General features: G+C 69.4%; 22 protein-coding genes. 12 read left to right on the top strand and 10 right to left on the bottom strand.

What is annotated here, in order from left to right:
- Positions 1-8: 8 nt before the first annotated feature.
- Positions 9-404, top strand: coding sequence for a hypothetical protein (locus KY496_RS02465; RefSeq protein ID WP_219863713.1), 396 nt, complete (start codon positions 9-11; stop codon positions 402-404).
- 44 nt (positions 405-448) lie between these two features.
- Here the strand turns inward: KY496_RS02465 and KY496_RS02470 are convergent, their stop codons facing one another.
- Positions 449-1,918 carry an aryl-sulfate sulfotransferase gene (locus KY496_RS02470; RefSeq protein WP_219863714.1) on the bottom strand — a complete coding sequence of 490 codons (1,470 nt, stop codon included), beginning with the start codon at positions 1,916-1,918 and terminating at the stop codon, positions 449-451.
- A 204-nt stretch (positions 1,919-2,122) separates the two neighbouring features.
- Here KY496_RS02470 and KY496_RS02475 point away from each other — a divergent pair, with 204 nt between their 5' ends.
- Positions 2,123-4,618: a heavy metal translocating P-type ATPase gene (locus KY496_RS02475; protein WP_219863716.1), complete on the top strand. Its 2,496-nt coding sequence runs from the start codon at positions 2,123-2,125 to the stop codon at positions 4,616-4,618.
- 163 nt (positions 4,619-4,781) lie between these two features.
- Positions 4,782-7,568, top strand: a complete 2,787-nt coding sequence (locus KY496_RS02480; RefSeq protein ID WP_219863718.1) for a PAS domain S-box protein — start codon at positions 4,782-4,784, stop codon at positions 7,566-7,568.
- On the opposite strand, the gene KY496_RS02485 is transcribed toward KY496_RS02480, so the two are convergent.
- Genes KY496_RS02485 through KY496_RS02500 form a run of 4 tightly spaced genes read right to left on the bottom strand, consistent with a single transcriptional unit; the run spans position 7,562 to position 11,170 of the window.
- Positions 7,562-8,950 (bottom strand): multicopper oxidase family protein, encoded by a 1,389-nt coding sequence (locus KY496_RS02485; protein ID WP_005669928.1) that lies wholly within the window; start codon positions 8,948-8,950, stop codon positions 7,562-7,564. The genes KY496_RS02480 and KY496_RS02485 overlap by 7 nt on opposite strands.
- Complete coding sequence (locus KY496_RS02490; RefSeq protein WP_219863720.1) at positions 8,947-10,362, bottom strand: TolC family protein; 1,416 nt, start codon at positions 10,360-10,362, stop codon at positions 8,947-8,949. The genes KY496_RS02485 and KY496_RS02490 overlap by 4 nt, the downstream gene beginning before the upstream one ends.
- A complete protein-coding gene (locus tag KY496_RS02495; protein WP_005669930.1) occupies positions 10,362-10,712 on the bottom strand; it encodes a hypothetical protein in 351 nt (116 codons plus the stop codon). The genes KY496_RS02490 and KY496_RS02495 overlap by 1 nt, the downstream gene beginning before the upstream one ends.
- A 56-nt stretch (positions 10,713-10,768) precedes the next feature.
- A complete protein-coding gene (locus KY496_RS02500) occupies positions 10,769-11,170 on the bottom strand; it encodes a DUF2946 family protein (protein WP_051205159.1) in 402 nt (133 codons plus the stop codon).
- Between the two features lie 114 nt (positions 11,171-11,284).
- On the opposite strand from KY496_RS02500, the gene KY496_RS02505 reads away from it, so the two are divergent.
- The 4 genes from KY496_RS02505 to KY496_RS02520 all read left to right on the top strand — a co-directional run bounded on the left by KY496_RS02505 (position 11,285) and on the right by KY496_RS02520 (position 15,252).
- The gene (locus KY496_RS02505) at positions 11,285-13,975 is read left to right on the top strand and encodes a bifunctional acetate--CoA ligase family protein/GNAT family N-acetyltransferase (RefSeq protein ID WP_071363185.1); all 2,691 of its coding nucleotides are present in this window, start codon (positions 11,285-11,287) and stop codon (positions 13,973-13,975) included.
- A 97-nt stretch (positions 13,976-14,072) separates the two neighbouring features.
- Positions 14,073-14,468: a hypothetical protein gene (locus KY496_RS02510; RefSeq protein WP_143054603.1), complete on the top strand. Its 396-nt coding sequence runs from the start codon at positions 14,073-14,075 to the stop codon at positions 14,466-14,468.
- Positions 14,468-14,743: a hypothetical protein gene (locus KY496_RS02515; RefSeq protein WP_005669933.1), complete on the top strand. Its 276-nt coding sequence runs from the start codon at positions 14,468-14,470 to the stop codon at positions 14,741-14,743. The genes KY496_RS02510 and KY496_RS02515 overlap by 1 nt, the downstream gene beginning before the upstream one ends.
- 56 nt (positions 14,744-14,799) lie before the next feature.
- The gene (locus KY496_RS02520) at positions 14,800-15,252 is read left to right on the top strand and encodes an N-acetyltransferase (protein WP_219863722.1); all 453 of its coding nucleotides are present in this window, start codon (positions 14,800-14,802) and stop codon (positions 15,250-15,252) included.
- A gap of 9 nt (positions 15,253-15,261) precedes the next feature.
- Here KY496_RS02520 and KY496_RS02525 read toward each other — a convergent pair whose 3' ends face one another.
- The 3 genes from KY496_RS02525 to KY496_RS02535 form a co-directional block, all read right to left on the bottom strand.
- A complete protein-coding gene (locus tag KY496_RS02525; RefSeq protein WP_219863724.1) occupies positions 15,262-16,506 on the bottom strand; it encodes a DEAD/DEAH box helicase in 1,245 nt (414 codons plus the stop codon).
- A 112-nt stretch (positions 16,507-16,618) separates the two neighbouring features.
- Positions 16,619-16,756: a hypothetical protein gene (locus KY496_RS02530; RefSeq protein WP_005669937.1), complete on the bottom strand. Its 138-nt coding sequence runs from the start codon at positions 16,754-16,756 to the stop codon at positions 16,619-16,621.
- A 90-nt stretch (positions 16,757-16,846) separates the two neighbouring features.
- A complete protein-coding gene (locus KY496_RS02535) occupies positions 16,847-17,524 on the bottom strand; it encodes a hypothetical protein (RefSeq protein WP_219863726.1) in 678 nt (225 codons plus the stop codon).
- A 234-nt stretch (positions 17,525-17,758) separates the two neighbouring features.
- Here KY496_RS02535 and KY496_RS02540 point away from each other — a divergent pair, with 234 nt between their 5' ends.
- The 3 genes from KY496_RS02540 to KY496_RS02550 all read left to right on the top strand — a co-directional run bounded on the left by KY496_RS02540 (position 17,759) and on the right by KY496_RS02550 (position 21,218).
- Positions 17,759-19,039 (top strand): sensor histidine kinase, encoded by a 1,281-nt coding sequence (locus KY496_RS02540; RefSeq protein WP_005669940.1) that lies wholly within the window; start codon positions 17,759-17,761, stop codon positions 19,037-19,039.
- Entirely contained in the window at positions 19,029-19,811 is a 783-nt protein-coding gene (locus KY496_RS02545; protein WP_071363182.1) for a LytTR family DNA-binding domain-containing protein, read from the top strand. The genes KY496_RS02540 and KY496_RS02545 overlap by 11 nt, the downstream gene beginning before the upstream one ends.
- A gap of 105 nt (positions 19,812-19,916) precedes the next feature.
- Positions 19,917-21,218 (top strand): NAD(P)/FAD-dependent oxidoreductase, encoded by a 1,302-nt coding sequence (locus KY496_RS02550; RefSeq protein ID WP_219863728.1) that lies wholly within the window; start codon positions 19,917-19,919, stop codon positions 21,216-21,218.
- A 95-nt stretch (positions 21,219-21,313) separates the two neighbouring features.
- Here the strand turns inward: KY496_RS02550 and KY496_RS02555 are convergent, their stop codons facing one another.
- Positions 21,314-22,036: a sensor histidine kinase gene (locus KY496_RS02555; RefSeq protein ID WP_005669945.1), complete on the bottom strand. Its 723-nt coding sequence runs from the start codon at positions 22,034-22,036 to the stop codon at positions 21,314-21,316.
- Between the two features lie 193 nt (positions 22,037-22,229).
- On the opposite strand from KY496_RS02555, the gene KY496_RS02560 reads away from it, so the two are divergent.
- Positions 22,230-22,694 (top strand): hemerythrin domain-containing protein, encoded by a 465-nt coding sequence (locus KY496_RS02560; protein ID WP_005669947.1) that lies wholly within the window; start codon positions 22,230-22,232, stop codon positions 22,692-22,694.
- 31 nt (positions 22,695-22,725) lie between these two features.
- Here the strand turns inward: KY496_RS02560 and KY496_RS02565 are convergent, their stop codons facing one another.
- Positions 22,726-24,363, bottom strand: a complete 1,638-nt coding sequence (locus KY496_RS02565; RefSeq protein ID WP_229520401.1) for a response regulator — start codon at positions 24,361-24,363, stop codon at positions 22,726-22,728.
- Positions 24,364-24,607: 244 nt separating this feature from the next.
- Between KY496_RS02565 and KY496_RS02570 the strand changes: the two genes are divergently transcribed.
- Positions 24,608-25,027 carry a hypothetical protein gene (locus KY496_RS02570; RefSeq protein ID WP_005669950.1) on the top strand — a complete coding sequence of 140 codons (420 nt, stop codon included), beginning with the start codon at positions 24,608-24,610 and terminating at the stop codon, positions 25,025-25,027.
- Positions 25,028-25,176: the final 149 nt, after the last annotated feature.

Raw genomic sequence — 25,176 nt, forward strand, 5'->3', positions numbered from 1 at the left:
GACATGCCATGCGCGCCGACCGGCGCCGGGTCTTTGCCGGGCGCAGGCTGTCCACCAGATTCATTCAGGAGAGCAAAATGCATACCGTTGGCTCACAGAAGCCCCTCGCGCACAAGGCCACGCTGCGCATCGATCTGCTGCGGGTCGGCCTGGCGACCGCGTTGATCCTGCTGGCGCCGCTGGTCGCCATGCAATTCACGCGCGAAGTCGCCTGGACGGGCCGTGATTTCGGCGCCGCCGCGCTGTTGCTTGCGGGCGCGGGGCTGGCCTGCCTGCGCACGGCGCGCCGACTGGCGCACTGGCAACCTTGGCGGCGGCTCGCCGTCGTCGGTGCGGTGGCGCTGGGATTCGCCGCGCTGTGGGTCGAACTCGCGGTCGGCGTCTTGTTCAACGTCGGCAGTTGAAGCCGGCCGCGCCAGGCGCGACGCCCACCTGCCGGAACAGGCTCTCAGCGCAGGCGCAGGTCTTCCAGGCGCAAGGGCTGGGCGATGAAGACGGTGTTGCAGGCCGTGGTCGGGTAGGCGTAATCGAAGGCCACCTGGCCGGCGCTGTCGACGGCGATCAAGCGCGCCAGCGTGTTCGTCTCCAGCGCTGCGTAGGCCATCAGGTAGCGACCGGCGGCGCCTTCGTAGGCGGATGAGCAGACGTTCGACAGGAGTTTGTGGTCCCCATCCCAGGTCCAGACTTCGCGCGCAGTGCGCGCCGTTTCGTCGATCGCGTAGCGCGACGGCGTACTGTAGCTGCGGTTTTCGCCCGCTGGCGCGCCCGGGGGCGGGTTGAGGCTGGCCAGCCCGTTGTTGAACATGATGAGCTCGCGGTTCGGCGCGACCGACAGCGAATGCTGGCCGATCGGCGCCTTGCCTTCGGTGACGCGCAGGGCCAGCGCGCGCAGCGACGGATAGTTGACGTACCAGTGCTTGCTGGTGTCGCCCAGCAGCCAGCGGATGGCGCCCGTCTCGTAGTCGAGCTTGACGACGAAGTTCTCGCGGCTGGAGATCAGTAGCGAATTGTCGTGGGCGTCGTAGATGGCCGAGTTCATGTGGAACCAGTCGATGCCGTCGCGCACGAAGTTGTCGGGATTGTCGCCGCCGGCGCGCATCGCCGCGCGGAAGATCTGGCCCAGGTCCCATTCCTTGAGCACCCGCCCCGAGATGTCGATCTCGGCCAGGATCGACTCCACCAGCTGCACGCCGCCGACCAGGGCGTCGAGCTCGGCCAGGAAGCCGGTCTTGCCGCGCGCCAGTTCGTGGTGGAAGTTGGTGAAGCGCGTGTCGTCGAGGCGGCTGCTGCGCACGCTGCCATCGACGTCGACCTGGTGCAGCAGCGGGGCGTCCTGGTCGCCGACATAGAAGGCGTCGTCGCCGAACAGCGAGGAGAACGAGCTGCCAGGTGCGGCGCCGGCCCAGCGCATCTGGCCGTCGCTGTCGAGGATGACCGGCATCGTGACGCCGTTCTTGATCAGCATGTACTCGACACCGGGCGAAGCCGCCCCGCGCGCGGTGCGCACTTCGGGCGTGGCGTAGACGGTGGCCGGGCCGGTGTAGGGGCCGGTGGCCAGCGCCACTTGCGCCACGTGGGTGGATCCATCGCGAAAGCGCGTCGTGAGCGTGAGCTCGTTGAGGTGGCTGGCATACAGGCCGAAGACGGGGAAGGCGATGCGCCTGGCAGATGCGTCCCAGGCCGCGCGCCGCCCGAGCCAGGCGTGGTCGTAGGTGACCGCGACCGGCAGCGAATGCGAGCCCGGGCGGCCGGCGATCGTGTAGCGCACGCTGTCGAGGTGGGCGAAGTTGTCCAGCGTATAGCTCAGCTGCGCGACGAAAGGCGTGGCCCCGGCGGCCTGGTCGATGGCGCCGATGCCGGCGCGTTCGGCCTGGGACCGGTCGTCGTCGCTGCCGCAGGCGGCCAACAAGACCGTCATCAGTATCCAGAGCAATAGCGTGGTTGGCGACTTCATCAGCGCGTTCATCGATCCTCCGCGGGTCGGTGCCGAATCCTCGAAACGAGGCCCAGCTCCTTTGTATTCCGTTTGGCGGGCCCGTGCCTGCGACCGGCGCAAGCCCTTCGCGCGAACTAAATAACAAACGCTTGACCTTCCCATGGTGGGAAGGACTATGCTGTTGGTATGGATTCAAAGAACAAGCAAATGAACAACACTGTCCTGAACATCGAAGGCATGACCTGCGCCTCTTGCGTGGCGCGGGTCGAGAAGGCGCTGCGCGCGGTGCCGGGCGTGAGCGGCGCCAGCGTCAACCTGGCCACCGAGAAGGCCAGCGTGCAGGGCCAGGCCGCGCCCGAGATCCTGATGGCGGCCGTGCACGCGGCCGGGTACGAGGCTGAGCTCGAACTGCCGGACGCCGCCGGCGCGGCCCCGGCGCGGCGCAAGGAAACCGGCGCGACGCTGCCGGCCTGGTGGCCGGTGGCCGCCGCCATGCTGCTGAGCCTGCCGCTGGTGCTGCCGATGCTGGCCGCGGCGTTCGGTCATCGCCTGGCGCTGCCCGGCTGGCTGCAGCTGGCGCTGGCCACGCCGGTCCAGTTCTGGCTCGGCGCACGCTTCTACCGCGCCGGCTGGAAGGCGCTGCGCGCCGGCAGCGGCAATATGGACCTGCTGGTGGCGCTCGGCACCAGCGCCGCCTATGGCCTGTCGGTCTACCTCCTGCTGGGCGCGGGCGCGCACGGCGCCCATCCCGAACCGCACCTGTATTTCGAAACGTCGGCGGTCGTGATCACCCTGGTCTTGCTGGGCAAGTGGCTGGAAGGCCGCGCCAAGCGCCAGACCCTGGCCGCGCTCGATGCCTTGGGCCGCCTGCGGCCCGCCGAGGCGCTGGTGCGGCGCGACGGCCACGACGTGCTGGTGGCGCTGGCCGCGCTGCGCGTGGGCGAGCTGATGGTGGTCAAGCCCGGCGCGCGGGTGCCGGCCGACGGCGTCGTGGTCGACGGCCGCAGCCACCTGGACGAGTCGCTGCTGACCGGCGAGAGCCTGCCGGTGGCGAAGGAGCCGGGCGACCGGGTGGCCGGCGGCGCCGTCAATGCCGACGGCCTGCTGCTGGTCGAGGCGACGGCGGTCGGCGCGGCGACGATGCTGTCGCAGATCATCCGCATGGTCGAGGATGCGCAGGCGGTCAAGGCGCCGATCCAGCGCCTGGTGGACCGGGTCAGCGCGGTGTTCGTGCCGGTCGTGCTGGCGATCGCGCTGGCGACCCTGCTGGGCTGGGGCCTGGCGGGCGGCGACTGGCAGGCGGCGCTGCTCAATGCGGTGGCGGTGCTGGTGATCGCCTGCCCGTGCGCGCTGGGCCTGGCCACGCCCACCGCGGTCATGGTCGGCACCGGCGCGGCCGCCCGCCACGGCATCCTGATCAAGGACGCCGAGGCGCTCGAGACCGCGCATGCGCTGGACGTCGTGGTGTTCGACAAGACCGGCACCCTGACCGAGGGCCGGCCGCAGCTGGTGGCCCACGAAGGCCGCGAGCCGGCGCGGCTGCTGGCGCTGGCCGCCGCCGTGCAGCAGGGCAGTTCGCATCCGCTGGCCGGCGCCGTGCTCGAGGAGGCGGCGCGCCAGGGCCTGGCGCTGCCAGCGGCGCGCGCCGCGCGTGCCTTGCCGGGTCGTGGGGTCGAGGCCGAGGTCGACGGCGCCACCATCGTGCTCGGCAACCGGCGCCTGATGGAAGAGCTCGGCGTGCCGGCGACCGGCGCCGAGGGCCATGAAGCGGCCGGACGCACCGTGTCGTGGCTGGCCGAGCGCCGCGACGGCCGGGTGCGGGTGCTGGGCCTGCTCGCCTTCGGCGACCGCATCAAGCCGGGCGCATCAAGCGCCGTCGCGCGCCTGAAGGCAGCCGGCATCGAGCCGGTCCTGCTCAGCGGCGACAGCCCCGGCGCCGCGCGCACGGTGGCGCAGGCGCTCGGCATCGCGCGCGTGCATGCCGAGGTGCTGCCCGCGGACAAGGCGCAGGTGGTCGCCAGCCTGCGCCAGGGCGGGCGCAAGGTCGCGATGGTCGGTGACGGCATCAACGACGCGCCGGCCCTGGCGGCGGCCGACGTCGGCATGGCGATGGCGACCGGCACCGATGTCGCCATGCACAGCGCCGGCGTGACCCTGATGCGCGGCGATCCGCGGCTGGTGGCCGACGCCATCGCGGTGTCGCGCCGCACCTACCGCAAGATCCGCCAGAACCTGGGCTGGGCTTTCATCTATAACGTGATCGGCCTGCCGCTGGCGGCCTTCGGGCTGCTCGATCCGGTGCTGGCCGGCGCCGCGATGGCGCTCAGCTCGGTCAGCGTGGTCGCCAACGCGCTGCTGCTGCGGCGCTGGGCGCCGGCGCCGGCCGCCGCGACGCCCGAGGCTGCCACCGTATCCGCATCCGAACCCTTTTCAACCACCGGGACATCGATGTCCCATCCGACAGGAGAACACAGCATGTATGAACTGACCGTGGAAGGCATGAGCTGCAATCACTGCGTGGGCCGCGTCACCAAATCGGTGCAGGCGGTCGACGCCGACGCCAAGGTCGCGATCGACCTCGACAAGGCCAGCGTGCGGATCGACAGCCACGCCGACCTCGACCGCATCGTGGCCGCCATCGACGGCGCCGGCTATCCGGTCACCGCGCGCGCCCCGGCCTAGGGCTTTTTCGCCACGCAGTATCAAATGTGGACGATTAGATATTGAATCTGCCCCCTATGCAGTGGGAATTGCGTTATATTTTATTGAAACGACAATAACACCAGGCGCCGCCCGGACAGCCGCAAACCCCTGCTGCCCCGCCGGATCCTGCACGGGGACATCTATGCGACACGGCGTTCTGGCGGAACCGACGGATCTGGCAAGGCATCCTCCGAGCGGCGCCCAGTTGCGCCACGTGGTATGGGTGCTGGCTTGCCTGGCGCTGGCCTTCGCGCTGCTGGCGCCGGCCGCCGGGGTGCCGCTGGCGCGGGCGCCGGAATTCATTCCCCTCTACGGCGCGGTGCTGATCGGCGCCAATCTGCTCACCGGCATCCTGCTGCTGGGTCACGTGCACACGGGACGCTCGCGCGCGCTCGGCATCCTGGTGCTGGGGTATCTGCTCACGGCGCTGATCGCCAGCGCCCACCTGCTGACCTTTCCTGGCCTGTTCGCCGACCAGGGCGTGCTCGGCGGGAACAACCAGACCACGCCCTGGCTGCACATCGCCTGGCATGCGCTGTTCCCGCTGTTCGTGCTCGGCTATACCCGCAGCACCCACGCGGCGCCGTTGCCGCCGCACTTCATGCGCTTCGGCGCCTTGCTGATCGTGCTGGTCGCGGCGCTGCTGGTGCTGTTGTCGACCTCGGGCGCGGCCTGGCTGCCGCCGGTGATGGCGGGAACCCGCACGCTGCCGCTGTACCACTGGATCGCGGGGGCGGTGCTGGCGCTGTCGGTCGGGGTCTTGTGGGCCATCGTGCGCAAGCACCCGCGCACCGTGCTCGATGCCTGGCTGGCGGTGGCGCTGGCGGCCTGGGTGTTCGAGGTGGCGCTGTCGTGCGTGCTCAATGGCGGCATGTTCGACCTGGGCTTCTATGCCGGCCGCCTGTACGGCCTGGCCGCCGCGCTGTTCGTGCTGGGCGCGCTGGCGATCGACAATATCGCGCTGCACGCGCGCCTGCACGCGACTTTCCAGGAAATGATGGAAACCCGCGCCCATGCCCAATGGCAGAGCCTGCTGGGGACGGTGCTGCGGCAGTTGCCGGACGGGGTGCTGATCGTCGACGCGGCGGGGCGCTGCGTGATGGCCAACGACCAGGCCGGCCGGATGGCGGCCTGCTTCCAGCCCGGGGACGCCGATGGCGCGCAGGATGTGGCGCAATCCGTGGCGCCATCCGTGGCGCAAGCCGGCATGACAGCCATGCTGGAGCTGATCCGCGATCCGGTGGCGCGTGCGATCGGCGGCGAGACCTTTCGCGAGGCCTTGCTGGAAAGCGAGCGCAACGGCGTACGGCGCGCCTACACGGTGAGCGGCGCGCCGCTGCGCGACGGCGCGGTCGAACTGGCGGCGGCGGTGATCGTGGTGGACGACATCACCGAGCGCACCGAGGCCAGCGCGGCCCTGGCGCGTGCGCTGGACCAGACGCGCTACCTGATTCAACATACGCCGCTGGCCGTGATCGAATGGAACCGCGAGCTGGTCGTCACCCTGTGGAACGGGCGCGCCGAAGAGCTGTTCGGCTGGCGCCAGCACGAAGTGATCGGCGAGCGCATCGATGCGCTGCCGCTGATCCACGAGGGCGACGCCGACCAGGTCGGGGCAATGATCCGGCGCCTGCTCGATTCGCCCACCCGCCACGCCAAATCGAGCAACCGCAACCGCACCCGCGACGGCCGCGTGCTGTGCTGCGAATGGTACAACTCGGTGCTGGTCGACGAGGCCGGCGACATCCTGACCGTGTTCTCGCTGGTGCTGGACGTGACCGAGCGCGAACAGGCGATGGATGGCCTGCGCGAAGCCGACCAGCGCAAGGACGTGTACATCGCCACGCTGGCGCACGAACTGCGCAACCCGCTGGCGCCGATCGCCAACGCGGCCTCGCTCCTGCGCGTCAAGTCATTGCCGCCCGAGCGCATCGAGTGGATCGCCTCCATGGTCGGGCGCCAGGCGGCCCAGATGGCGCGCCTGCTGGACGACCTGCTGGACGTCTCGCGCATCGGGCGCGGCAAGATCGAGCTGCGGCGCGCGCGGGTCGAACTGGGACGCCTGATCCGCGACGCCCTGCAGGCCAGCATGCCGCTGATCGAGAGCGGGCGTCACCAGGTGGCGCTCAGGCTGGTCGACGAACCCCTGTGGGTCGAGGCCGACGCGCTGCGCCTGACCCAGGTGTTCGCGAACCTGATCAACAATGCGGCCAAGTACACGCCGCCCGGCGGGGCGCTCGAGATCGGGCTGCGCTCGGAGAACGGCGAGGCGGTGGCGTGGGTGGCCGACAATGGGGTCGGCCTGGATCGCGGCATGATCGAGCGCGTGTTCGATGCCTTCGTGCAGGTCAGCAGCGCGCGCCACCTGGCCCAGGGCGGCCTGGGGATCGGGCTGTCGCTGGCCAAGGGTTTCGTCGAGCTGCATGGCGGCAGCATCCACGCCGACAGCGAGGGGCCGGGACAGGGCGCCACCTTCATCGTGCGCCTGCCGCTGTGCGAGGCGGCCGCGCCCGAGGCCCAGGCCGAAGGCCAGGCGGCCGGCGGCGCCGTCGTCGGCAAGCGCATCCTGGTGGCCGACGACAACCTCGATGCCGCCGAGTCGCTGTGCTGGCTGCTGCGCTCCGAAGGCGCGAGCGTGACGGTGGCGCACGACGGCGCCCAGGCGCTGCGACTGTATAACGAACAGGGCGCCGACATCGCCGTGCTCGACCTGGGCATGCCCGAGATGAGCGGACTCGAAGTGGCGGCCATCCTGTCGGCCAGGCGTCCGCGGCCCTACCTGGTCGCGGTCACGGGACGCGGCCGGCAGGAAGACCGCGCTGCTTCGCTGGCGTCCGGCTTCGACCAGCACTGCACCAAGCCGGTCGCGCCGCAGCAGCTGCTCGAGCTGCTGCGCAAGGTGGCGCAGGAGCAGCCGCGCGCTCAGTGATGGTGGCCGCCGTGGTCCTTCGGGCCCGGCTTGCGCGCGTTGAGTGCCGGGCCGGCCGGCGCCGCAGGGGTGGCCGCCGGTGCGCTGGCGGGCGCCGGCACGTCGCCGGTCCATTCGCGCGCGACGCTGCCGGCGGGATGGCTGTACCAGCCGGGATCGCGGTAGTCGCCGCGCTGCAAGCCTTCGCGTACCTTCAGCACCGTGAACATGCCGCCCATCTCCAGGTTGCCGAAGGGGCCGTCGCCGCTCATCATCGGCAGCGTGTTGTGCGGCAGCGCCATCTTCATGTCGCCCATCGAGCCGCCCTTGTCGCCCATGACCATATAGCCCGGCACCAGCTTGTTGATCTTCTCGGCCACGCCGCGGTGGTCGACCCCGATCAGGGTCGGCACGTCATGCCCCATCGCGTTCATCGTGTGGTGCGATTTATGGCAGTGGAAGGCCCAGTCGCCGGGCGCGTCGGCCACGAACTCGATCGCCCGCATCTGGCCCACGGCGACGTCGGTGGTCACCTCCGGCCAGCGCGCCGACTTCGGCACCCAGCCGCCGTCGGTGCCGGCCACTTCGAAGCGGTGGCCGTGCAGGTGGATCGGGTGGTTGGTCATGGTCAGGTTGCCGACCCGGATGCGCACCTTGTCGTTCAGCCGTGCGACCATCGGATCCAGGCCCGGGAACACGCGGCTGTTGATGGTCCACAGGTTGAAGTCGAGCATGGTATTGGTGCGCGGGGTGTAGCTGCCCGGCTCGATGTCGTAGGACGACAGCAGCATCACGTAATCGCGGTCGACGGCGTGCTGGCGCGGATTCTTCGGGTGCGTGACCCAGAAGCCCATCATGCCCATCGCCATCTGCTGCATCTCGTCGGCGTGCGGGTGGTACATGAAGGTGCCGGCGTGGCGCGCCACGAATTCGTAGACGAAGGTTTTACCTGGCTGGATGCCGGGCTGCGTGAGGCCGGTGACGCCGTCCATCCCGCACGGCAGCAACTGGCCGTGCCAGTGCACGCTGGTGTGCTCGGGCAGCTTGTTGGTCACGAAAATGCGCACCCGGTCGCCTTCCACCACCTCGATCGTGGGGCCGGGGCTCTGCCCGTTATAGCCCCACAGATTGGCCTGCATGCCGGGCGCCAGCTCGCGCACCACGGGTTCGGCCACCAGGTGGAATTCCTTGACGCCGTCCTTCATGCGCCAGGGCAGGGTCCAGCCGTTGAGGGTCACGACCGGGTTGTAGGGACGCCCGCCCGGCGGCGCCAGCGGGGCCGCGGTGGCGGCGGAGGTGTGGACGGGGGCTTCGGGCAGCGCGGCGGCGCCGGCGCGGCTCACCAGCGAGGCGCCGAGCATGGTCACGCCGGCGCCGGTCAGGAACGATCTGCGATTGGTCATTGTGCTTCCTTGTGGTCGTGTGCGTGGCCGTGCTTGGTAGCTGGGGCGGAGGCGGGGGCGGGCAGGCGTCCTCCCAGCGCGGCTTCGAGGTCGGCCTCGGCCAGCCAGAAATCCTTGAGGGCGTCGATGGTGGCGTGCACCGCCGCCGCCTGCTCGCGCGCATCGGCCAGCAGCTCGAAGGGACTGGCCAGCATGCCGTTGTAGCGCAGCAGGGTCTCGCCTGCGATTTTCTGGCGCAGCGGGATCACCTGGTCGCGGTAGTGGCGCGCCACGTCATGGCTGGCGCGGTAGCCCAGGTAAGCGGCGCGCGCTTCGCTGCGCGCATTCACGGCGGTCTCGGCGACCCGCCCGAGCGCCTGCATGTACACGCTCTGCGCGCGCGCCACGCGGGCGCCGCCCCAGTCGAACAGCGGCAGTTCGAGCGAGATGTCATAGCCTTCGCTGCGCGCTTCGCCGGTCTCGCTCTTGCTGGCATAGCCCAGGTCGAGCACGTTGACCATGCGCGTGGCGCGCGTCAGGCCCAGGTCGGCGGCGGTGCCGGCGGCGGCGGCGCGCGCGGCGCGCACGTCGAGCCGCCGTTCCAGCGCCAGGCGCTCGATGCCGGCCAGTTCCACCGGCCGGGCGGGCAGTTCGGGCAGGCGTTCCGGCAGCGCATAGCCGGCATGAACGCCCCACAGGCCGAGCTGGCGCGTCAGGTGTTCACGCGCGGCGTCGCGCGCGCGGCCGGCGCGCAGCACGGCGGCGCCGGCTTCGGCATGGAAGGCCGATTCGCGCGCCAGGTCGAGCGCGCTGGCATTGCCGGCCAGGGTCATGCGTTCCATCAGTTCGCTCGAGGCGTCGGCGGCCGCGGCGACCTGGCGCGCGTACTCGAGCGCCTGGCCGGCGGCCACGGCCTCGATCCAGGCGCGCCGGGTGGCGATCGCGTGGCGCTCGATGGCGGCGGCCACCTGCAGGGTGGTCTCCTGGTGGCGCCGCTCGGCCATGCGCTGGCGCAGCGGCATGGTGAGCAGGCCCGCCAGGTCGAGCGACACGCCGCGCTCGATCTCGCGGCTGCCGCCGCCATCCATGCGCGAGAACCCGAACGAGGGATTGCGCAGGCGCGCGGCCTGGGCCAGGTCGGCCTGGGCGATGCCGGCGTCCCAGTAGCTCGCCTGCAGGCCGGGGTGATTCAGGACGGCGATGCGCACGGCGGCGTCCAGGCCGAGGGGCTCCCTGAGCAGGGCGTCGATTTCACGCGCCAGCGCGCGCCGGTCGTCGTCGCTTCTCAGCAGGCGCGCCTCGACGCCGGTGCGCTCGCGCGCCTCGTCGGCGCTGACACGGAATGCGGCTTCAGGATCGGTGCTGGCGCAGCCGGCCAGCAGCAGGGCGGCAGCCGCGGCCAGCGCGCTGCGCGTCATCATCGGGGCGGCCATCAGTGGTGTTCTCCATGCCCGTGGTGGCCCTGGTGGTCGGCCTTCGGTTGTTCCTTCTGCGCAGGCTTGGCGTGGCCGGCATGCGCCGAATGGTCGGCATGGTCGGCATGTGTGGCGTCATGGGCATGCGCCGGCTGGCTGGCCACGATGCGGTTGCTTTCCTGCCAGTTGCGGTCCGGCGTGGTCGCGGCGGCGACGGGCGGGCGCTGGACGTGGGCGCTCTGGTAGCGCGTCTCGGGAACGCCGGCGGCGGGATTGTCGGCGGTGTGCTGGGCGACGGCGGGCATGGCCGCAAGCATGGCGCTCAGCAGGGCGGCCGCGCGCCATGGCGCGGCGGTGTGGGTAAACATGGTGTCCTCGTTCGGATGAAATGCGTCGGACCGCGCGGTGCGCGCGGCGGGCGAAATCAGGCGAGCGGGAAGCGGGGCGGTCGTTCGGGCAGAGCGAGGTCGACCGCGGCAAGGCGGCCGGTCGCGGCCACGAGCAGGGCTTTGGCCAGCGATGGCGCCGGCGGGTCGAGGCTTGCCGCGGGCGCCATGGCGGCGCCCATGCAGCATACGGTGCAGGCGCTGCAATTGCCATCGTGATCGTGCGTATCCTGGGCAAGGTCGGATGCCCCGTCGCGCATCTTCTGCGTCTCGTGGCAAGGGCTGCTTGCGGCATCGTGGTGAGGCGTCGCATGCGCGGCCTGCTGCGTCCCTTGCGGCGCATCATGCGCGCACGCGAGCATGGCGGCCGAAGCGATTCCCTGGAACGGGATCGCCAGCAGCATCAGCCATACGAACAGGAGACGGACGGAATATTTCACGCGGCGATTCTAGCACGCCCGGCGCCCCGGGCGGCAAGCCCCGGCTTCGACGCGCCGTCGGGTCACGGCGTTTGATACGATGAGTCACTACTTGCCGCTGGAAAGGCCCCATCAATGAGCGTCCGCAACCTGCACTACCTGTTCGCGCCGAAATCGGTGGCCCTGATCGGCGCCTCCGAGCGTCCCGGCAGCATGGGCACGACCTTGCTCGAGAACCTGCTGGGCGGCGGCTTCAAGGGCAAGTTGTACGCGGTCAACCCGAAGTACGAGCAGGTCGGCGAGCTGCCCTGCTACGACAGCGTGGCCGACCTGCCCGAGGCGCCCGAGCTGGCCGTGATCTGCACGCCGCCGGCGACCGTGCCGCAGCTGGTGCGCCAGCTGGGCGAGCGCGGCACGCGCGCGGCCGTGGTGCTCAGCAGCGGCATGGCCAGGGCGCGCGATGGCCGCGGGCGCAGCCTGCGCCAGGCCGCGCTCGATGCGGCCCATCCCTATCTGCTGCGCCTGCTCGGGCCGAACAGCGCCGGCCTGCTGGCGCCCGGCCTCGGCCTGAACGCCAGCGTGGCCCACAGCGGGGCGCTGCCGGGGCGGATCGCCTTCGTCTCGCAATCCGGTTCCCTCATGACCGGCGTGCTGGACTGGGCGCGCACGCGCGGCATCGGCTTCTCTCACTTCATCTCGCTGGGCGACTCGAGCGACGTCGACCTGGGCGACGTGCTGGATTACCTGGCCAGCGACGGCCACGCGGGCGCCATCCTGCTGTATGTCGACCAGCTGCGCTACGCGCGCAAGTTCATGTCGGCCGCGCGCGCCGCGGCGCGCAGCAAGCCGGTGCTGGTGCTCAAGTCGCGCGCCCTCGACGACGGCGTGCGCGCGGTGGCCAGCGAGAGCGGGGCCCTGGCCAGCGAGGACGATGTGTTCGACGCCGCGGTGCGGCGCGCCGGCATGCTGCGGGTACACACCACCGAGCAGCTGTTCGCGGCGGTCGAGACCCTGGCCTATGCCCGCCCGCTGCATGGCGAGCGGCTGGCCATCGTCAGCAACGGCGCGGGTCCCGGCGTGCTGGCGCGCGACGCGCTGCGCCATGGCCGGGGCACTGCCGCCATGCTGTCGCCCGACTCGGTCGCCCGGCTCGACGCGCTGCTGCCGGGTGCGGCCAGCGCAGGCGCGGCCAACCTGCCGGTCAACCTGCTGGGCGGCGCGCCGCCCGAACGCTATGCGGCCGCGCTCGAGATCCTGCTCAAGGATCCGCAGGTCGACGCCGTGCTGGTGGTGCATTCGCCGACCGCCACCGTCGACAGCCGCGAAGTGGCGAACGCCATCGCGCCGCTGGCGCGCGCCGCCTCGCGCCCGATCCTGTCGTGCTGGCTCGGCGGCGCCTCGGTGCTCGAGGCGCGCACCATCGCCGCCAGCGCGCGCATGCCGACCTTCCGCACTCCCGAAGACGGCGTGGCCGGCTTCCTGCAACTGGTGAACTACCGCCGCAACCAGAACCTCCTGATGGAAGTGCCGCCCTCGATGGTCGGCCACATGGCGCCCGACCGCAGCGCGGCGCGGGCGCTGGTGCGCGAGGCGATCGCCAACAAACGCCTGCTGCTGTCCGATCCCGAGACCAAGGCCATCCTGCGCGCCTATGGCCTGGCCCTGGTCGAGACCCGCGCCGCGCCCGACGTCGAGGCCGCGGTGGCGGCGGCGCGCGCCATCGGCTATCCGGTCGCGGTCAAGATACTGACCCCCGACGTGATGCACAAGTCGGACTTCGGCGGCGTGACGCTCGACCTCGATTCCGACGACGCGGTGCGCGCCAGCGCCCAGCGGATGCGCAAGCGCCTGGACGAATTGTTCCCGCAGGCGCGCTTCGACGGCTTTTCGGTGCAGGCCATGTGCCGGCGCGCCAACGGCCACGAACTGATCGTCGGCGCCGCCACCGATCCGGTGTTCGGGCCGGTGCTGGTGTTCGGCCAGGGCGGGGTGGCGGTGGAGGTCACCGACGACCATTCGGTGTCCCTGCCGCCGCTGAACCTGGTGCTGGCGCGCGACCTGGTCGACCGCACGCGGGTGGCGCGCCTGCTGGCCGGCTACCGCAACCGTCCGCCGGCCAACCTGGACGCGATCCTGGCGGTGCTGATCCAGGTCTCGCGCCTGGTCTCCGACATCCCCGAGATCGTCGAACTCGACATCAACCCGCTGCTGGCCGACAGCCGTGGCGCGACGGTGCTCGACGCGCGGATGCGCCTGGCGCTGGCCGACCGCTCGGGCAGCACGCTCGACCGCCTGGCGATCCGTCCCTATCCGCGCGAGCTCGAAGAGACCATCGACTGGCATGGCGCGCCGCTGTTGCTGCGCCCGATCCGTCCGGAGGACGGTCCGGCCCACCTGGCGTTCTTCGACGCGCTCACGCCGGACGACATCCGCTACCGCATGTTCGTGCGCATCCGGGAGCTGCAACCCTCGCAGCTGGCGCGCTTCACCCAGATCGACTATGACCGCGAGATGGCCTTCATCGCCACCCGCAAGAATGCCGACGGCGTGAACGAGACGCTGGCGGTGGGCCGCGTGGTGGCCGACCCCGACAACACCAGCGCCGAATTCGCCGTCACCGTGCGCTCCGACCTGAAGGGCATGGGGCTGGGGCGGATCATGATGGAAAAGCTGATCGGCTACTGCCGCGCGCGCGGCACCGGCGAGATCGTGGGCGAGGCGCTGCCGCAGAACTCGCGCATCGTCGCCATGGTCAAAAAGCTGGGTTTCGAGGTGACGATCGACGGCGAAGAGGGCATCCGTAAAATGCGGCTTGCATTACGTTAGGGTTTTCCGGCGTTTCGTGACAAAGGGTGAATTTTGCATGCGGCCACGGTGGTATCGTAGCGCCCAATCCAAGCCGTACTTGTCGCCCTGTCACGTCGTGACGATCCGCCACAGCATTTGCAACCCGAACCTCGTATCGATCACGATGTCCCGACTCGGTCTTTTCTTTTGCGCTCCCTACGCGCTATTCATTGCGACCTGCCTCGGCTTCGTCTCGCTGGGTTACGTCGATTACCAGTCGCAATTCGCGTATCTCGAATTGCCGATCGCGGCCCAGCTGGCGCTGGCGCACTGGCTGGGCCTGGGCCGGGCGCTGGAATTCATCTCGTGGCCCGACGCCTACGGCCTGTTCATGACGCCGGTCTTCATCCTGCTGTACGCGGTGGGTGCGGCGCTCGAGCGCAGGCTCGATCGGCGGCGCGGGCTCGCGGACGCGATCGGTCAACGAGGCGCAGGCAAGAAGATGGCCGCAAAGCGAAAGGCGGCAGGCTGATGAGCGAAGCGCATGCGATCAGATGGCGCACGCTTCGTGAAGCCGGCATGGCATCGTGGATCGTCAAGCGGGGATTGCTCGCGTACGGCATACCGATGTACCTCTTCTTCGTGATCTCCGCCTGGTTCAGCAATCCCGAACGGTTCGTGCCGTCCCTCGTCTACAACATCCCGTCCTGGCTGATCGCCGGCGCCGTGTTCGGCGTCCTGACCTGGCATATCTCGGAGTGGCAATACCGGCGCCATGTGGCGAAGAACGGGGCGCCGCGCCCCTGACGTCCGCTGGGCGATGCGGCCCTTGCCGTAGAATCGCTTTCATTTGCGGATCCGCCATGCCAGACCATATCCCGAACCTCGCAATCGCGGTCGAATCGACGCCCGACTACCGCGATGCCAACGTCGTCATCCAGGGCCTGATCGACTACAACGCCGCACATGCCGGCGGCGCGGCGCCGCTCGACCTGTTGGTGACCTTGCGCGACGCGCAGGGGAAGGTGGTGGGCGGCCTGTCCGGCGACACCTGGGTCGGCTGGCTGCAGGTGCATGCGCTGTGGCTCGCGGACGAGCTGCGTGGGCGGGGCATGGGCCGCGCCCTGATGCTCGCGGCCGAGCGCGAAGCCGTGCGGCGCGGCTGCACGCAGGCCTTCCTCGAGACGCTCAGCTTCCAGGCCCTCGGTTTCTACGAGAAGCTCGGCTACACGGTATTCAGCCGCCTCGACGGCTTCCCGCCGGGCGGCGCGCGTCATGCCTTGCGCAAGGCGCTGGAACCGGATAGCGCAGACTGAGCCCGCGCCCTAGCGCCGGAAGCGCACGTCCTCGCTGACCACCGGCGCGTCGCCCTTCGGCTTCTTGGGCTTCTTCGGCTTCTTGACGATCTGCCCCTTCGCGTCCGTCATCGGCACCCGGTGGTCGGGCGCGAAGCCCGGTTCCTCGACCCGCTCGAGCGCTTGCCGCGTCAGCACCTCGATCGCCGCCAGCTGCTCGACTTCGTCGGCGCACACCAGCGACACCGCCTCGCCGGTGGCGCCGGCGCGGCCGGTGCGGCCGGTGCGGTGCACATAGTCTTCGGCCACGATCGGCAGGTCGACGTTGATCACGGCCGGCAGGTCGTCGATGTCGATGCCGCGCGCAGCGACGTCGGTCGCGACCAGCACCCGCACCTCGCCCGCCTTGAACCGTTCGAGCGCGCGCAGGCGCGCCGGCTGCGGCTTGTCGCCGTGGATCGAGTCGGCCGTGATGCGCTTGGCCTCGAGCAGGGACACCAGCTCGTCCACGCCCTTGCGGGTGCGGGCGAAGGCCAGCACCTGGGTCCAGTCATGGCGCTCGAGCAGGTGCACGAACAGCTCGGGTTTGCGCTTCTTGTCGACCGGGATGATCCACTGCTTCACCGCGGCGACGGTGGTGTTGCGCGGCGAGGCCTCGATGCGCACCGGATCGCGCAGCATCTGGTTCGACAGCGCACGGATCTGGTCCGAGAAGGTGGCCGAGAACAGCAGGGTCTGGCGCTTCTTGGGCAGCAGTTTCATGAGGCCGTCCAGCTCGCGCGCGAAGCCCAGGTCGAGCATGCGGTCGGCTTCGTCCAGCACCAGGGTCTTGACTTCGTTGAAGCGCACCGCGTTCTGGCGCTGCAGGTCGAGCAGGCGGCCGGGCGTGGCGACCATCACGTCGACGCCCTTGCGCAATGCCATCATCTGCGGATTGATGCTCACCCCGCCGTAGGCGACCATGGTGCGCAGCGGCAGTCCTTCGGCGTAGGTGCGCACGCTTTCGTGCACCTGCTCGGCCAGCTCGCGGGTGGGCACCAGGATCAACGCGCGCACCGCGTTGCTGCCCACCGTGCCGCTCCTGGCCAGGCGCTGGAGGGTCGGCAGGGTGAAGCCGGCGGTCTTGCCGGTGCCGGTCTGGGCCGCGGCCATCACGTCGCGGCCGGCCAGCACGGCGGGAATCGCCTGTTCCTGGACGGCGGTGGGAGTGTGGTAGGCGAGGGCGTCGAGGGTGCGGACGATCTGGTCGATCAGGCCGAGGGATGCGAACGACATGGGTGGGACAACCTTGGGACGAAAATGGACAGCGCGTAGTTTACCCTGCCGCGGCCGGCATGGCGAGAACGGCGGCTGGCCGACGGCCGGCGCCGGCGGATCAGGCGCAAAATCAGTCGCGAGCAGGCTGGCTTGACAGGCCCAGGCTCAGGTCGGCGATCGGCTTGACCGGCTCGTTGTGTTCACGGCAACCGCCGAGCAGCAGGCAGCTCGCGGTCAGCGCTGCGGCGAGAATTCGGCGTGGCAACATGATGGACTCCCTCCCGATGGTGGAAGCCCATCATACGCCGGCCGCGTCAGCCAGGGCGCGCGTTCGGCATGGCCGGCTGGACAGGGTCGATCAGAAGCTGTACGACACGCTGGCGCGCAGCACCGGGAAGAACTTGTAGTCCGACAGTTCTTCGGCCAGGCGCGCTTCTTCGCGCGCGACGTCGGTCGCGAGCACGGTGCAGGTCACGCGCGAGCTGGTGCAGCCGCGGCTGACCAGGTTCACGTGCGCCTTGCCCTGGTAGAAGGCGCCGAGGTCGGCGCTGAACTGCCAGCGCTTGCTCGGCGTGAGGGCATTGCCCCAGCCGATGCCGATGTAGGGCGCGGCCTTCTGGAAATCGACGTCCGCGTCCAGCGCGCCGACGTCGGCCGCCGTGTAGCCGCGGCCATTGATCAGGTATTGGCCGTTGGCATTCGGACGGCCGCGGCCCTTGATCTCGTTGCCGTTGTAGAGAACGCCGCCGGTCAGGCGGAATGGGCTGTCGGCGATCACGTACCAGTCGAACAGCACGTCGAAGGTCTGCAGCTTGCCCTTGGCGTCGTAGTCGATGCCGCCGGTGCGCTTGTCGAAATCGTGCTGGAAGTAATTGATGCCGAAGCGACCGTTGAGATTGCTCTCCATCGGCACGACCAGGTGCAGGCCGGCGCCGGTGGTGCCCAGCGTGGCGGTGACGGCGGCGCCGATCTCGGCGTGGGCGGTGGCGGCGGCCAGCGTGGCGGCCAGCATGACGACGATGCGTTTCAGTACCATCTGTAAAACCTTTTGATCGGAAAGGCGGGATTGTAGCGGGCAGGGGCGGGGGAGGGCATGTCTGAAAATTGTAACGAGAGGTAGAAAGCAACAGTCTGCTCGCCCGGCCATGCACCGGCTCCATGCCGCCCGGCCCCGGTTTCGTCGGCCCAGTCCCGGCTCCGTCGCATAATGCTGTCTTGCAAGGAATGGATAGCCTATGGTGGGCCCATTCCCAACCCTTGAGAGCACATCATGTTTGCAAGCCTGTTCCACGTTTTCCGCCTGTTGCTGGCCTGGCTGGCGGTCTATCTCGCCCTGTGCATCACCCTCAACGAGACCTGGCTGGAGCGGGTCGACGTCGACCTCGGCCCGATCGGTCCCTTGCTCGGCTTCGGCGTGTGCGCCTGGGTGCTGCTGGAAGTGTTCTCGCACATGCGCCGGGTGCGCCTGGTCATTGGCCACCTGGACGCCAGCACGCTGTCGAACCGCCAGCGGCGCCAGATCGAGATTCCGCTCGAAGCGGGCGAGGCCTTCGACATGATCGATGCGGCGATCCGCGAACTGCCGGGCGCCACCGTCGTCGACAGCGCGCGCGACAGCCTGCAGGTGCGGGCCAAGGTCGCGCGCATCGACCCCTACGGCAAGGAGGCTTCCCAGCTGTGGGGCCTGGACATCTTTGCGAACCGGCGCAACCAGATCCTGGCGACGGTCACGCCCAACGGCGACGTGGCCGGCAGCGTCACCCTCATCTGCGAGCCCGAGGCGCCGGCCTGGCTCGACTGGTTCCTGGTCGACCACGGCACCAACCTCGAGAACGCCGAGGCCGTGGTGCGCGCCATCGCGCGCCGCATCGCCGAGCGGCGCCGCGTGGAAGCGAATCAGGTGCGCGAAAGCGTGACCGAGAAGGAGCTCACGGTGGCGCGCCTGAACCTGCTGCACGCCCAGGTCGAGCCGCACTTCCTGTACAACACGCTGGCCAGCGCCCAGGTGCTCACCCGCAGCGACCCGGCGCGCGCCGACGCCATGCTGGGCAACCTGATCCAGTACCTGCGCCATTCCCTGCCGCGCACCGAGGATGCGCCGTCGACCCTGGGCGAGGAGCTGGAGCGATCGCGCGCCTACCTCGACATCCTGGCCATTCGCATGGGGCCGCGCCTGTCGCTGCAGGTCGACGTGCCGGACGAGCTGCAGCGGCTGGTGTTCCCGCCGATGATGCTGCAGACCCTGGTCGAGAACGCGATCAAGCACGGGCTGGAGCCCAAGCCCGGCGGCGGCACGGTGTGGATCCTGGCGCGGGCGGTGGGCGGCGAACAGGCGCAGGCGGTGGCCGTGACCGTGGCCGACGACGGCCGCGGCTTTTCGAGCGAAGGCGCCGGCACCGGCGTCGGCCTGCGCAACGTGCGCGAGCGCCTGCGCCTGGCCTACGGCAATGGCGCCAGTTTCGCCATCGTCGCCAACTTCCCGAGCGGGGTGGCGGCGACCATCACGGTGCCGCTGGCGCTGCAGGGAAGCGGAGGCCGCCATGCCGCCTGATGCCGTCAAATGCGTGGTCGCCGAAGACGAAGCGCTGCTGCGCGACGAACTGGTCAAATTGCTGCTCGAAGCCTGGCCCGGGCTGGAGATCGTGGCCGTGTGCGAGGACGGCGGCAGCGCGCTGGAAGCGATCGAGACCCACCGGCCCCAGGTCGCCTTCCTCGACATCCGCATGCCGGGGCTGTCCGGCCTGGAAGTCGCGTCGAACCTGCTGGCGGCGGGCCTGCGCACCGAGGTCGTGTTCGTGACCGCCTACGACCAGTATGCGCTCGACGCCTTCGATCGCGGCGCGGTCGACTACCTGCTCAAGCCGGTGGCGCGCGAGCGCCTGAACGCGACCGTGGCGCGGGTGCGCGAGCGCCTGGCGCGCGGCGGGGTCGACGCCACCCAATTGGCCGAGCTGCTGGCGCGCCTGCAGCTGGTTTCTCCGCCGGCGCCGCGCGCGCAGCCCCTGGTCTGGCTGACGGCCAGCCGCGGCGCCGAGACGCGCCTGATCCTGGTCGACGACGTGGTGTATTTCCAGTCCGACGCCAAGTACACGGTGGTGATGACGCGTGACGGCGAATCGCTGCTGCGTAAACCCATCCGCGACCTGCTCGAGGTGCTCGACCCGACCATGTTCAAGCAGGTGCACCGCTCGACCATCGTCAACCTGCGCGCGGTAGCCGGCGTGGCGCGCGACGAAAGCGGGCGCGGCACGATCCGGCTCAGGAACCGGCCCGAGACGCTGACTGTCAGTCAGTCCTTCATGGGGCTCTTCCGTAATATGTAGTCAACTATATTGACAAGCGCTACGTTATTCACGCCGCCATAGTAAAATCGACATTGTCCGAGGATCCGGCGCCGTTGCCGGACAGGGCATTGTGAAGGAGGCAACTTGCATAGCGATATCGTGATCGTGGGTGGAGGCGCCGGCGGACTCGAGCTGGCCTGCAAACTGGGCCGCAAACTGGGCCCATCCAAGGTGACGCTGGTCGACAGCCGCCTTTATCATATCTGGAAGCCGTCGCTGCACGAAGTCGCGGCCGGCACCCTGGACATCCACCAGGAAGGACTGTCGTACGCCATGCTGGCCCACGACAATGGATTCAATTTCGTGCTCGGCCCGATGACGGGGCTCGACGCCGCCGGCCAGGCGATCGAGATCGGCGCGGTGCGCGCCGCCAGCGACAATGAAGAAGTGCTGCCGGTGCGGCGCCTGGGCTATGGCTCGCTGGTGATGGCGATCGGCAGCACCTCGAATTATTTCGGCGTGCCGGGCGCCGAGGAGCATTCGATCTCGCTGAACGCGACCGAGGACGCCGAGCGCTTCCGCCTGCGCATGCTGCGCCTGATGCTGGCCGTCGAGCAGCAGCGCGAAGAAGGCAAGGAAACCGGCCTGGACGTGGTCATCATCGGCGGCGGCGCCACCGGCGTCGAGCTGGCCGCCGAGCTGCGCGAAGCGTCGGGCGCCTATGCGCGCTATGGCTTTGCGCGCATGGACGTCAAGCGCGACGTGCGCATTACCATCCTGGAGGGCGCGCCGCGCATCCTGGCGCCGCTGCCCGAGCGGGTCTCGACCGCGGCGCACGACCTGCTCGGCAAGCGCGGCATCAATGTGGTGGCCGACTGCCGCGTCACCGCGATCGAGGCCGACAAGGTCATCGACGGCAAGGGCAACGTCTACCCGGCCGACCTGTGCGTGTGGGCCGCCGGCATCCGCGCGCCCGAACTGCTGGCCGGCCTGGGCCTGCCGACCGCGCGCGGCGGCGGGCTCGACGTCGACGCCCACCTGCGCGTCAAGGGCGTGCCGAATATCTGGGCGCTGGGCGACTGCGCCGTCTGCATCGACGGCAACGGCGCGCCGGTCCCGCCGCGCGCCCAGGCCGCGCACCAGCAGGCCGACTACCTGGTGACGGCCTTCCTGCGCATGGACAAGGGCCAGGCGCCGCAAGACACGCCGTACGAGTACCGCGACTATGGTTCGCTGGTCTCGGTCGGGCAGAGCACCAGCGTCGGCAGCCTGATGGGTTCGCTGCGCGGGGCCAGCTGGTTCGTGCAGGGCGCGCTGGCGCGCACGATGTACGCCAGCCTGCACCTGATGCACCACCGGGCGGTGATGGGCATCACCCGCACCGCGCTGCTGGCGGTGGCGCGCTTCCTGATCCGGCGCAGCACGCCGCTGGTCAAGCTGCACTGAGCGTACCAGTACCAACGACAACGGCGGCCGATGGCCGCCGTTGTCGTTTTTCGCGTTGTCGTTTTCCGCGTTGTCGTTTTTAGTTCGCCTGCGCGTCAGGCCGCCAGCTCGCGCGGCAAGGTCATCTGTAATATCGCGCCGCCGCTCTCGCCGCGCGCCAGGGTCAGGTTGCCGCCCAGGTAGCGCGCGCGTTCGCGCAGCAGGCGCAGGCCGTGGCAGCCCTTCGACGATTTTTCCAGCGCATCCGCGCTCGGCCCCACGCCATCGTCGCGCACGGTGAGCATGGCCATGTCGCCGTCGTCGTCCAGGATCACGTCCACGCGCGTGGCCTGGGCGTGGGCGGCGGCGTTGCGCAGGCCTTCCTCGGCGCAGCGCAGCAGCAGCACGCCGTGTTCGCGCGACCAGGCGCCGTCGTCGTCGGGCAGGCTGGCGCGCGCCTTCAGGCCGCGTTCGGCGCCGAAGGCGGGCACCAGCTCGGCCAGCGCGGCGCGCAGGCCCAGGAACTCGAGCTTGTCGTTCCATAGCTCGAGCTGCATCTTGCGGTTGGTTTCGATGATGCCGGCCAGCAGCGTTTTCATCTGGGCGGCGCGGTCGCGCGCCTTGCTGTCGGCCGGCAGGTTCTGGGTCAGCAGGGCCAGGTGCATGGTCAGGGCCGTCATCGACGAGCCCAGGCTGTCGTGCAGCTGGCGCGCCAGCTGGCGGCGTTCCTGGTCCCAGCAGTTGGCCAGCCAGGCCAGCATCTCGGTGAGTTCAGCGGTGCGCGCCGCGACCTGGCGCTCGAGTTCCGGGTCGGGGGGCGATGGTGCCGGTGCGGTCATCGTAGGCTCTGTTAAATGTTTCCCAAATCATACAACAGTTGGCAATTCGGCGGCGCGCGCCCCGCATGGCAAGTCATCCCGGCGTTGTTCCTGCACAGCGTGCGCTCCCGTACAGTCTGCGCGGCGCGCACGGCGCATGCTGGAAACGTGGTCAACGAGCCACTCACACCATACAGAATACGGGGGTATTACCATGAGCAAGAACGACAAGCCACAAGACGCCATCGAACTCCTGATCAGCCAGCACGACGAAGTCAAGGCGCTGTTCAAGCAATTCGACGAACTGGGCGAGCGCGCCACCACCAGCAAGAAGAAGCTGGCGAACGAAATCTGCGAGCAGCTGATCATGCACACGCAGATCGAGGAAGAGATTTTCTATCCGGCGCTGCGCTCGGTGTCGAAGGAAATGGAAGACATGCTGGACGAAGCCGTGGTCGAACACGCCTCGGCCAAGGACCTGATCTCGCAGATCCAGGAGATGGAGCCGGGCGACGACCTGTACGACGCCAAGGTCACGGTGCTGGGCGAATACATCGAACACCACGTCGACGAGGAAGAAGAGGACATGTTCCCGAAAGTGCGCAAGCTCAAGCTCGACCTGGACGCCCTGGGGGCCGAGATGGCGGCGCGCCGCGACGAGCTGCTCGCCACGGCCTGACCGCGCCGCCGCTGCCGCAACTGCCGCGGCGTCAGGCGGCGGTGGTGCCGGCCGGGGCTGGGGCCGTCACCGGCGCCAGCGCTTCCAGCAGGCGCTCGATCTGCACCGGCTTGACCAGGTGCTGGTCGAAGCCGGCTTCCATCACGCGCCGCTGGTCGTCCGGCAGGCCGTAGCCGGTCACGGCGATCAGGCGGATCGCGCGCGTGGCGGCGTCGGCGCGCAGGCGCCGCGCCACCTCGTAGCCGTCGATGCCAGGTAGGCCGATGTCGACCAGCGCGGCGTCCGGCCGGCAGGCATGCGCCTGGCTCACGCCCTGCAGGCCGTCGGCGGCCTGGAACACCGGGTAGCCGAAGGCGGCCAGCATGGTCGCCATCATTTCGCGCCCGTCTTCATTGTCTTCGATCAGCAGCACCGACGGCTTGCCCGCTTCCAGCGGCGCCAGCGCCGGCGCGCTCCGTTCGGCCGGCTCGGCCTGGCTGGCGTAGGGAAGACGGATCGTGAAGCTGGAGCCGAGTCCGGCGCCGGGGCTGTCGGCGGCCACGCTGCCGCCGTGCAGCTCGACCAGGCGCCGCACCAGCGACAGGCCGATCCCCAGGCCGCCCTGCGAGCGGTCGATCGAGATCGCGCCCTGCACGAACACGTCGAACACCTGCGGCAGCAGTTCGGGCGGGATGCCGACGCCCGAGTCGCGCACGCTGAGCACGACCTCGTCGCCGGCGCGCGCCAGGGCGATGTCGATGGCGCCGCCGCTGGGCGTGTATTTGAGCGCATTGTCCAGCAGGTTCGACACGATTTGTTCGAGACGGGTCGGATCGCCATCGACCCAGCCCGGCGCCAGGTCGACCGCGATGCGGTAGCCCGCCGTGCGGCCGGTGGCGCGGAAGGTCTCCAGGCAACTGGCCACCAGCGTCGACAGGTCGGTGGCCTGGCGCGCCAGCAGGATCTTGCCCGACATCGCGCGCGACAGGTCGAGCAGGTCGTCGACGATGCGCGACAGGTGCTGGCTCTGGCGCTGGATGATGGAGCGGGCGCGCAGCACCGTGTCGGGCGCGGCGCCGGGCAGGCCGATCAGGCTCGAGGCGCTGGTGATCGCCGACAGCGGATTGCGCAGCTCGTGGCCCAGCATGGCCAGGAACTCGTCCTTGGCATGGCTCTTTCTCTCGGCCGCGCGCCGCTCTTCCATCTCGCGCACCAGGCGCCGGTTGGTGGCGGTGAGTTCCGACGCGTGCTGCGACAGCTTCTCGGCCTGGCGCTTGAGTTCCTCGTTCTTCATGGCCAGGGTGACGAATACCGACACCTTGGCGTGCAGGATCTGCGGAATCACCGGGGTGAACAGGAAATCGGCGGCGCCGCGCTGGTATGCCTTGAGGCGGTCGATCTCGTCGGCCAGGAAGGCGGTGACGAAGATGATCGGGATGTCGGCCGAGCGCGGACGCTGGTGGATCGCCTCGGCGGTCTCGAAGCCGTCCATGCCGGGCATGTTCACGTCGAGCAGGATCACGGCGAAATCGTGCAGCAGCACCTGGCGCAGCGCTTCCTGGCCGGAGCGGGCCGACAGCACGCTGTAGTTGCCCTCGTCGGCGCGCCCGTCGAGCAGGCTGGTCAGCGCCAGCAGGCTGGCGGGGTCGTCGTTGACCACCAGGATCTTGGGTTTATCGCTGTTCGCCACGATGGATTCCGTCAACATTGCCGTGCTTGCCCGACCAAATGGAGTCTAAACTTGTATTACGCCTGAGTAAATACCTTGCAAAACAAGCCATCATATCATGTGACATAAGTGCCACTAGGCAAATAAATCAATCGTGCGGCAGGTGAGGGTGTTCGCTGCCGCACATACGTCGGTACAGCGCTATGCCATAGTGGAATCGAACCGGTTCGCTGGCGGACGGGGCGCCTATACGAAAGGACATAATATGAATATCGACACCATTGTAAATGAGCAATTTCACGGTAAAACCTTCCGCGAGCTGGCCGATGCGCCGCTATCCGCGCTGCGCGGCATCGGCGAGCAGCAGGCGTCTGCGCTGGCCGACACGCTGGGCGTGAAGACGATCGGCGACCTGGCCAACCTGGAAGTCATCCGCTATGCGATCGCCATCAAGGCGCTGTCCGGCTGCGAAGGCCTGTCCAACAAGGAAAAGGCCGAGGAAACGCTGCTCGACGACGCGGTCGAGATGACCTTCCCGGCCAGCGACCCGATCTCGGTCGACGCCGGCATCACCCGCATCGAGGTGGCGCCGGACATGGTCGACGCGGGCCACGACCACCAGCACGCGCAGTCGATCGAAGAAAAGAGCAAGATTCGCGAGTGCCCGGTGGAAGAGAAGCGCTGAGATTTTCTTCACGGCGGGAGACGACAGGCCATGCGGCGCAAGCCGCATGGCCTGTTGCTTTATGGATTCGCCAAGGGTCATCGTGCGCGCTTTCCCAAATGAGGCGGGCCCGGCGTCCCAATCAGATGGAAGGCCGGACCCGTCGTGCA

It is taken from the genome of Massilia sp. NP310 (genome assembly GCF_019443485.1).
GTDB classification, from domain to species: Bacteria; Pseudomonadota; Gammaproteobacteria; order Burkholderiales; family Burkholderiaceae_D; genus Telluria; species Telluria timonae.

Bases quoted from the DNA above. Each gene is read 5' to 3' on its own strand.
- KY496_RS02465 (WP_219863713.1), top strand. From the start codon at position 9: ATGCGCGCCGACCGGCGCCGGGTCTTTGCCGGGCGCAGGCTGTCCACC.
- KY496_RS02470 (WP_219863714.1), bottom strand. From the start codon at position 1,918: ATGACGGTCTTGTTGGCCGCCTGCGGCAGCGACGACGACCGGTCCCAG.
- KY496_RS02475 (WP_219863716.1), top strand. From the start codon at position 2,123: ATGGATTCAAAGAACAAGCAAATGAACAACACTGTCCTGAACATCGAA.
- KY496_RS02480 (WP_219863718.1), top strand. From the start codon at position 4,782: ATGCGACACGGCGTTCTGGCGGAACCGACGGATCTGGCAAGGCATCCT.
- KY496_RS02485 (WP_005669928.1), bottom strand. From the start codon at position 8,950: ATGACCAATCGCAGATCGTTCCTGACCGGCGCCGGCGTGACCATGCTC.
- KY496_RS02490 (WP_219863720.1), bottom strand. From the start codon at position 10,362: ATGGCCGCCCCGATGATGACGCGCAGCGCGCTGGCCGCGGCTGCCGCC.
- KY496_RS02495 (WP_005669930.1), bottom strand. From the start codon at position 10,712: ATGTTTACCCACACCGCCGCGCCATGGCGCGCGGCCGCCCTGCTGAGC.
- KY496_RS02505 (WP_071363185.1), top strand. From the start codon at position 11,285: ATGAGCGTCCGCAACCTGCACTACCTGTTCGCGCCGAAATCGGTGGCC.
- KY496_RS02515 (WP_005669933.1), top strand. From the start codon at position 14,468: ATGAGCGAAGCGCATGCGATCAGATGGCGCACGCTTCGTGAAGCCGGC.
- KY496_RS02520 (WP_219863722.1), top strand. From the start codon at position 14,800: ATGCCAGACCATATCCCGAACCTCGCAATCGCGGTCGAATCGACGCCC.
- KY496_RS02525 (WP_219863724.1), bottom strand. From the start codon at position 16,506: ATGTCGTTCGCATCCCTCGGCCTGATCGACCAGATCGTCCGCACCCTC.
- KY496_RS02530 (WP_005669937.1), bottom strand. From the start codon at position 16,756: ATGTTGCCACGCCGAATTCTCGCCGCAGCGCTGACCGCGAGCTGCCTG.
- KY496_RS02535 (WP_219863726.1), bottom strand. From the start codon at position 17,524: ATGGTACTGAAACGCATCGTCGTCATGCTGGCCGCCACGCTGGCCGCC.
- KY496_RS02540 (WP_005669940.1), top strand. From the start codon at position 17,759: ATGTTTGCAAGCCTGTTCCACGTTTTCCGCCTGTTGCTGGCCTGGCTG.
- KY496_RS02545 (WP_071363182.1), top strand. From the start codon at position 19,029: ATGCCGCCTGATGCCGTCAAATGCGTGGTCGCCGAAGACGAAGCGCTG.
- KY496_RS02555 (WP_005669945.1), bottom strand. From the start codon at position 22,036: ATGACCGCACCGGCACCATCGCCCCCCGACCCGGAACTCGAGCGCCAG.
- KY496_RS02560 (WP_005669947.1), top strand. From the start codon at position 22,230: ATGAGCAAGAACGACAAGCCACAAGACGCCATCGAACTCCTGATCAGC.
- KY496_RS02570 (WP_005669950.1), top strand. From the start codon at position 24,608: ATGAATATCGACACCATTGTAAATGAGCAATTTCACGGTAAAACCTTC.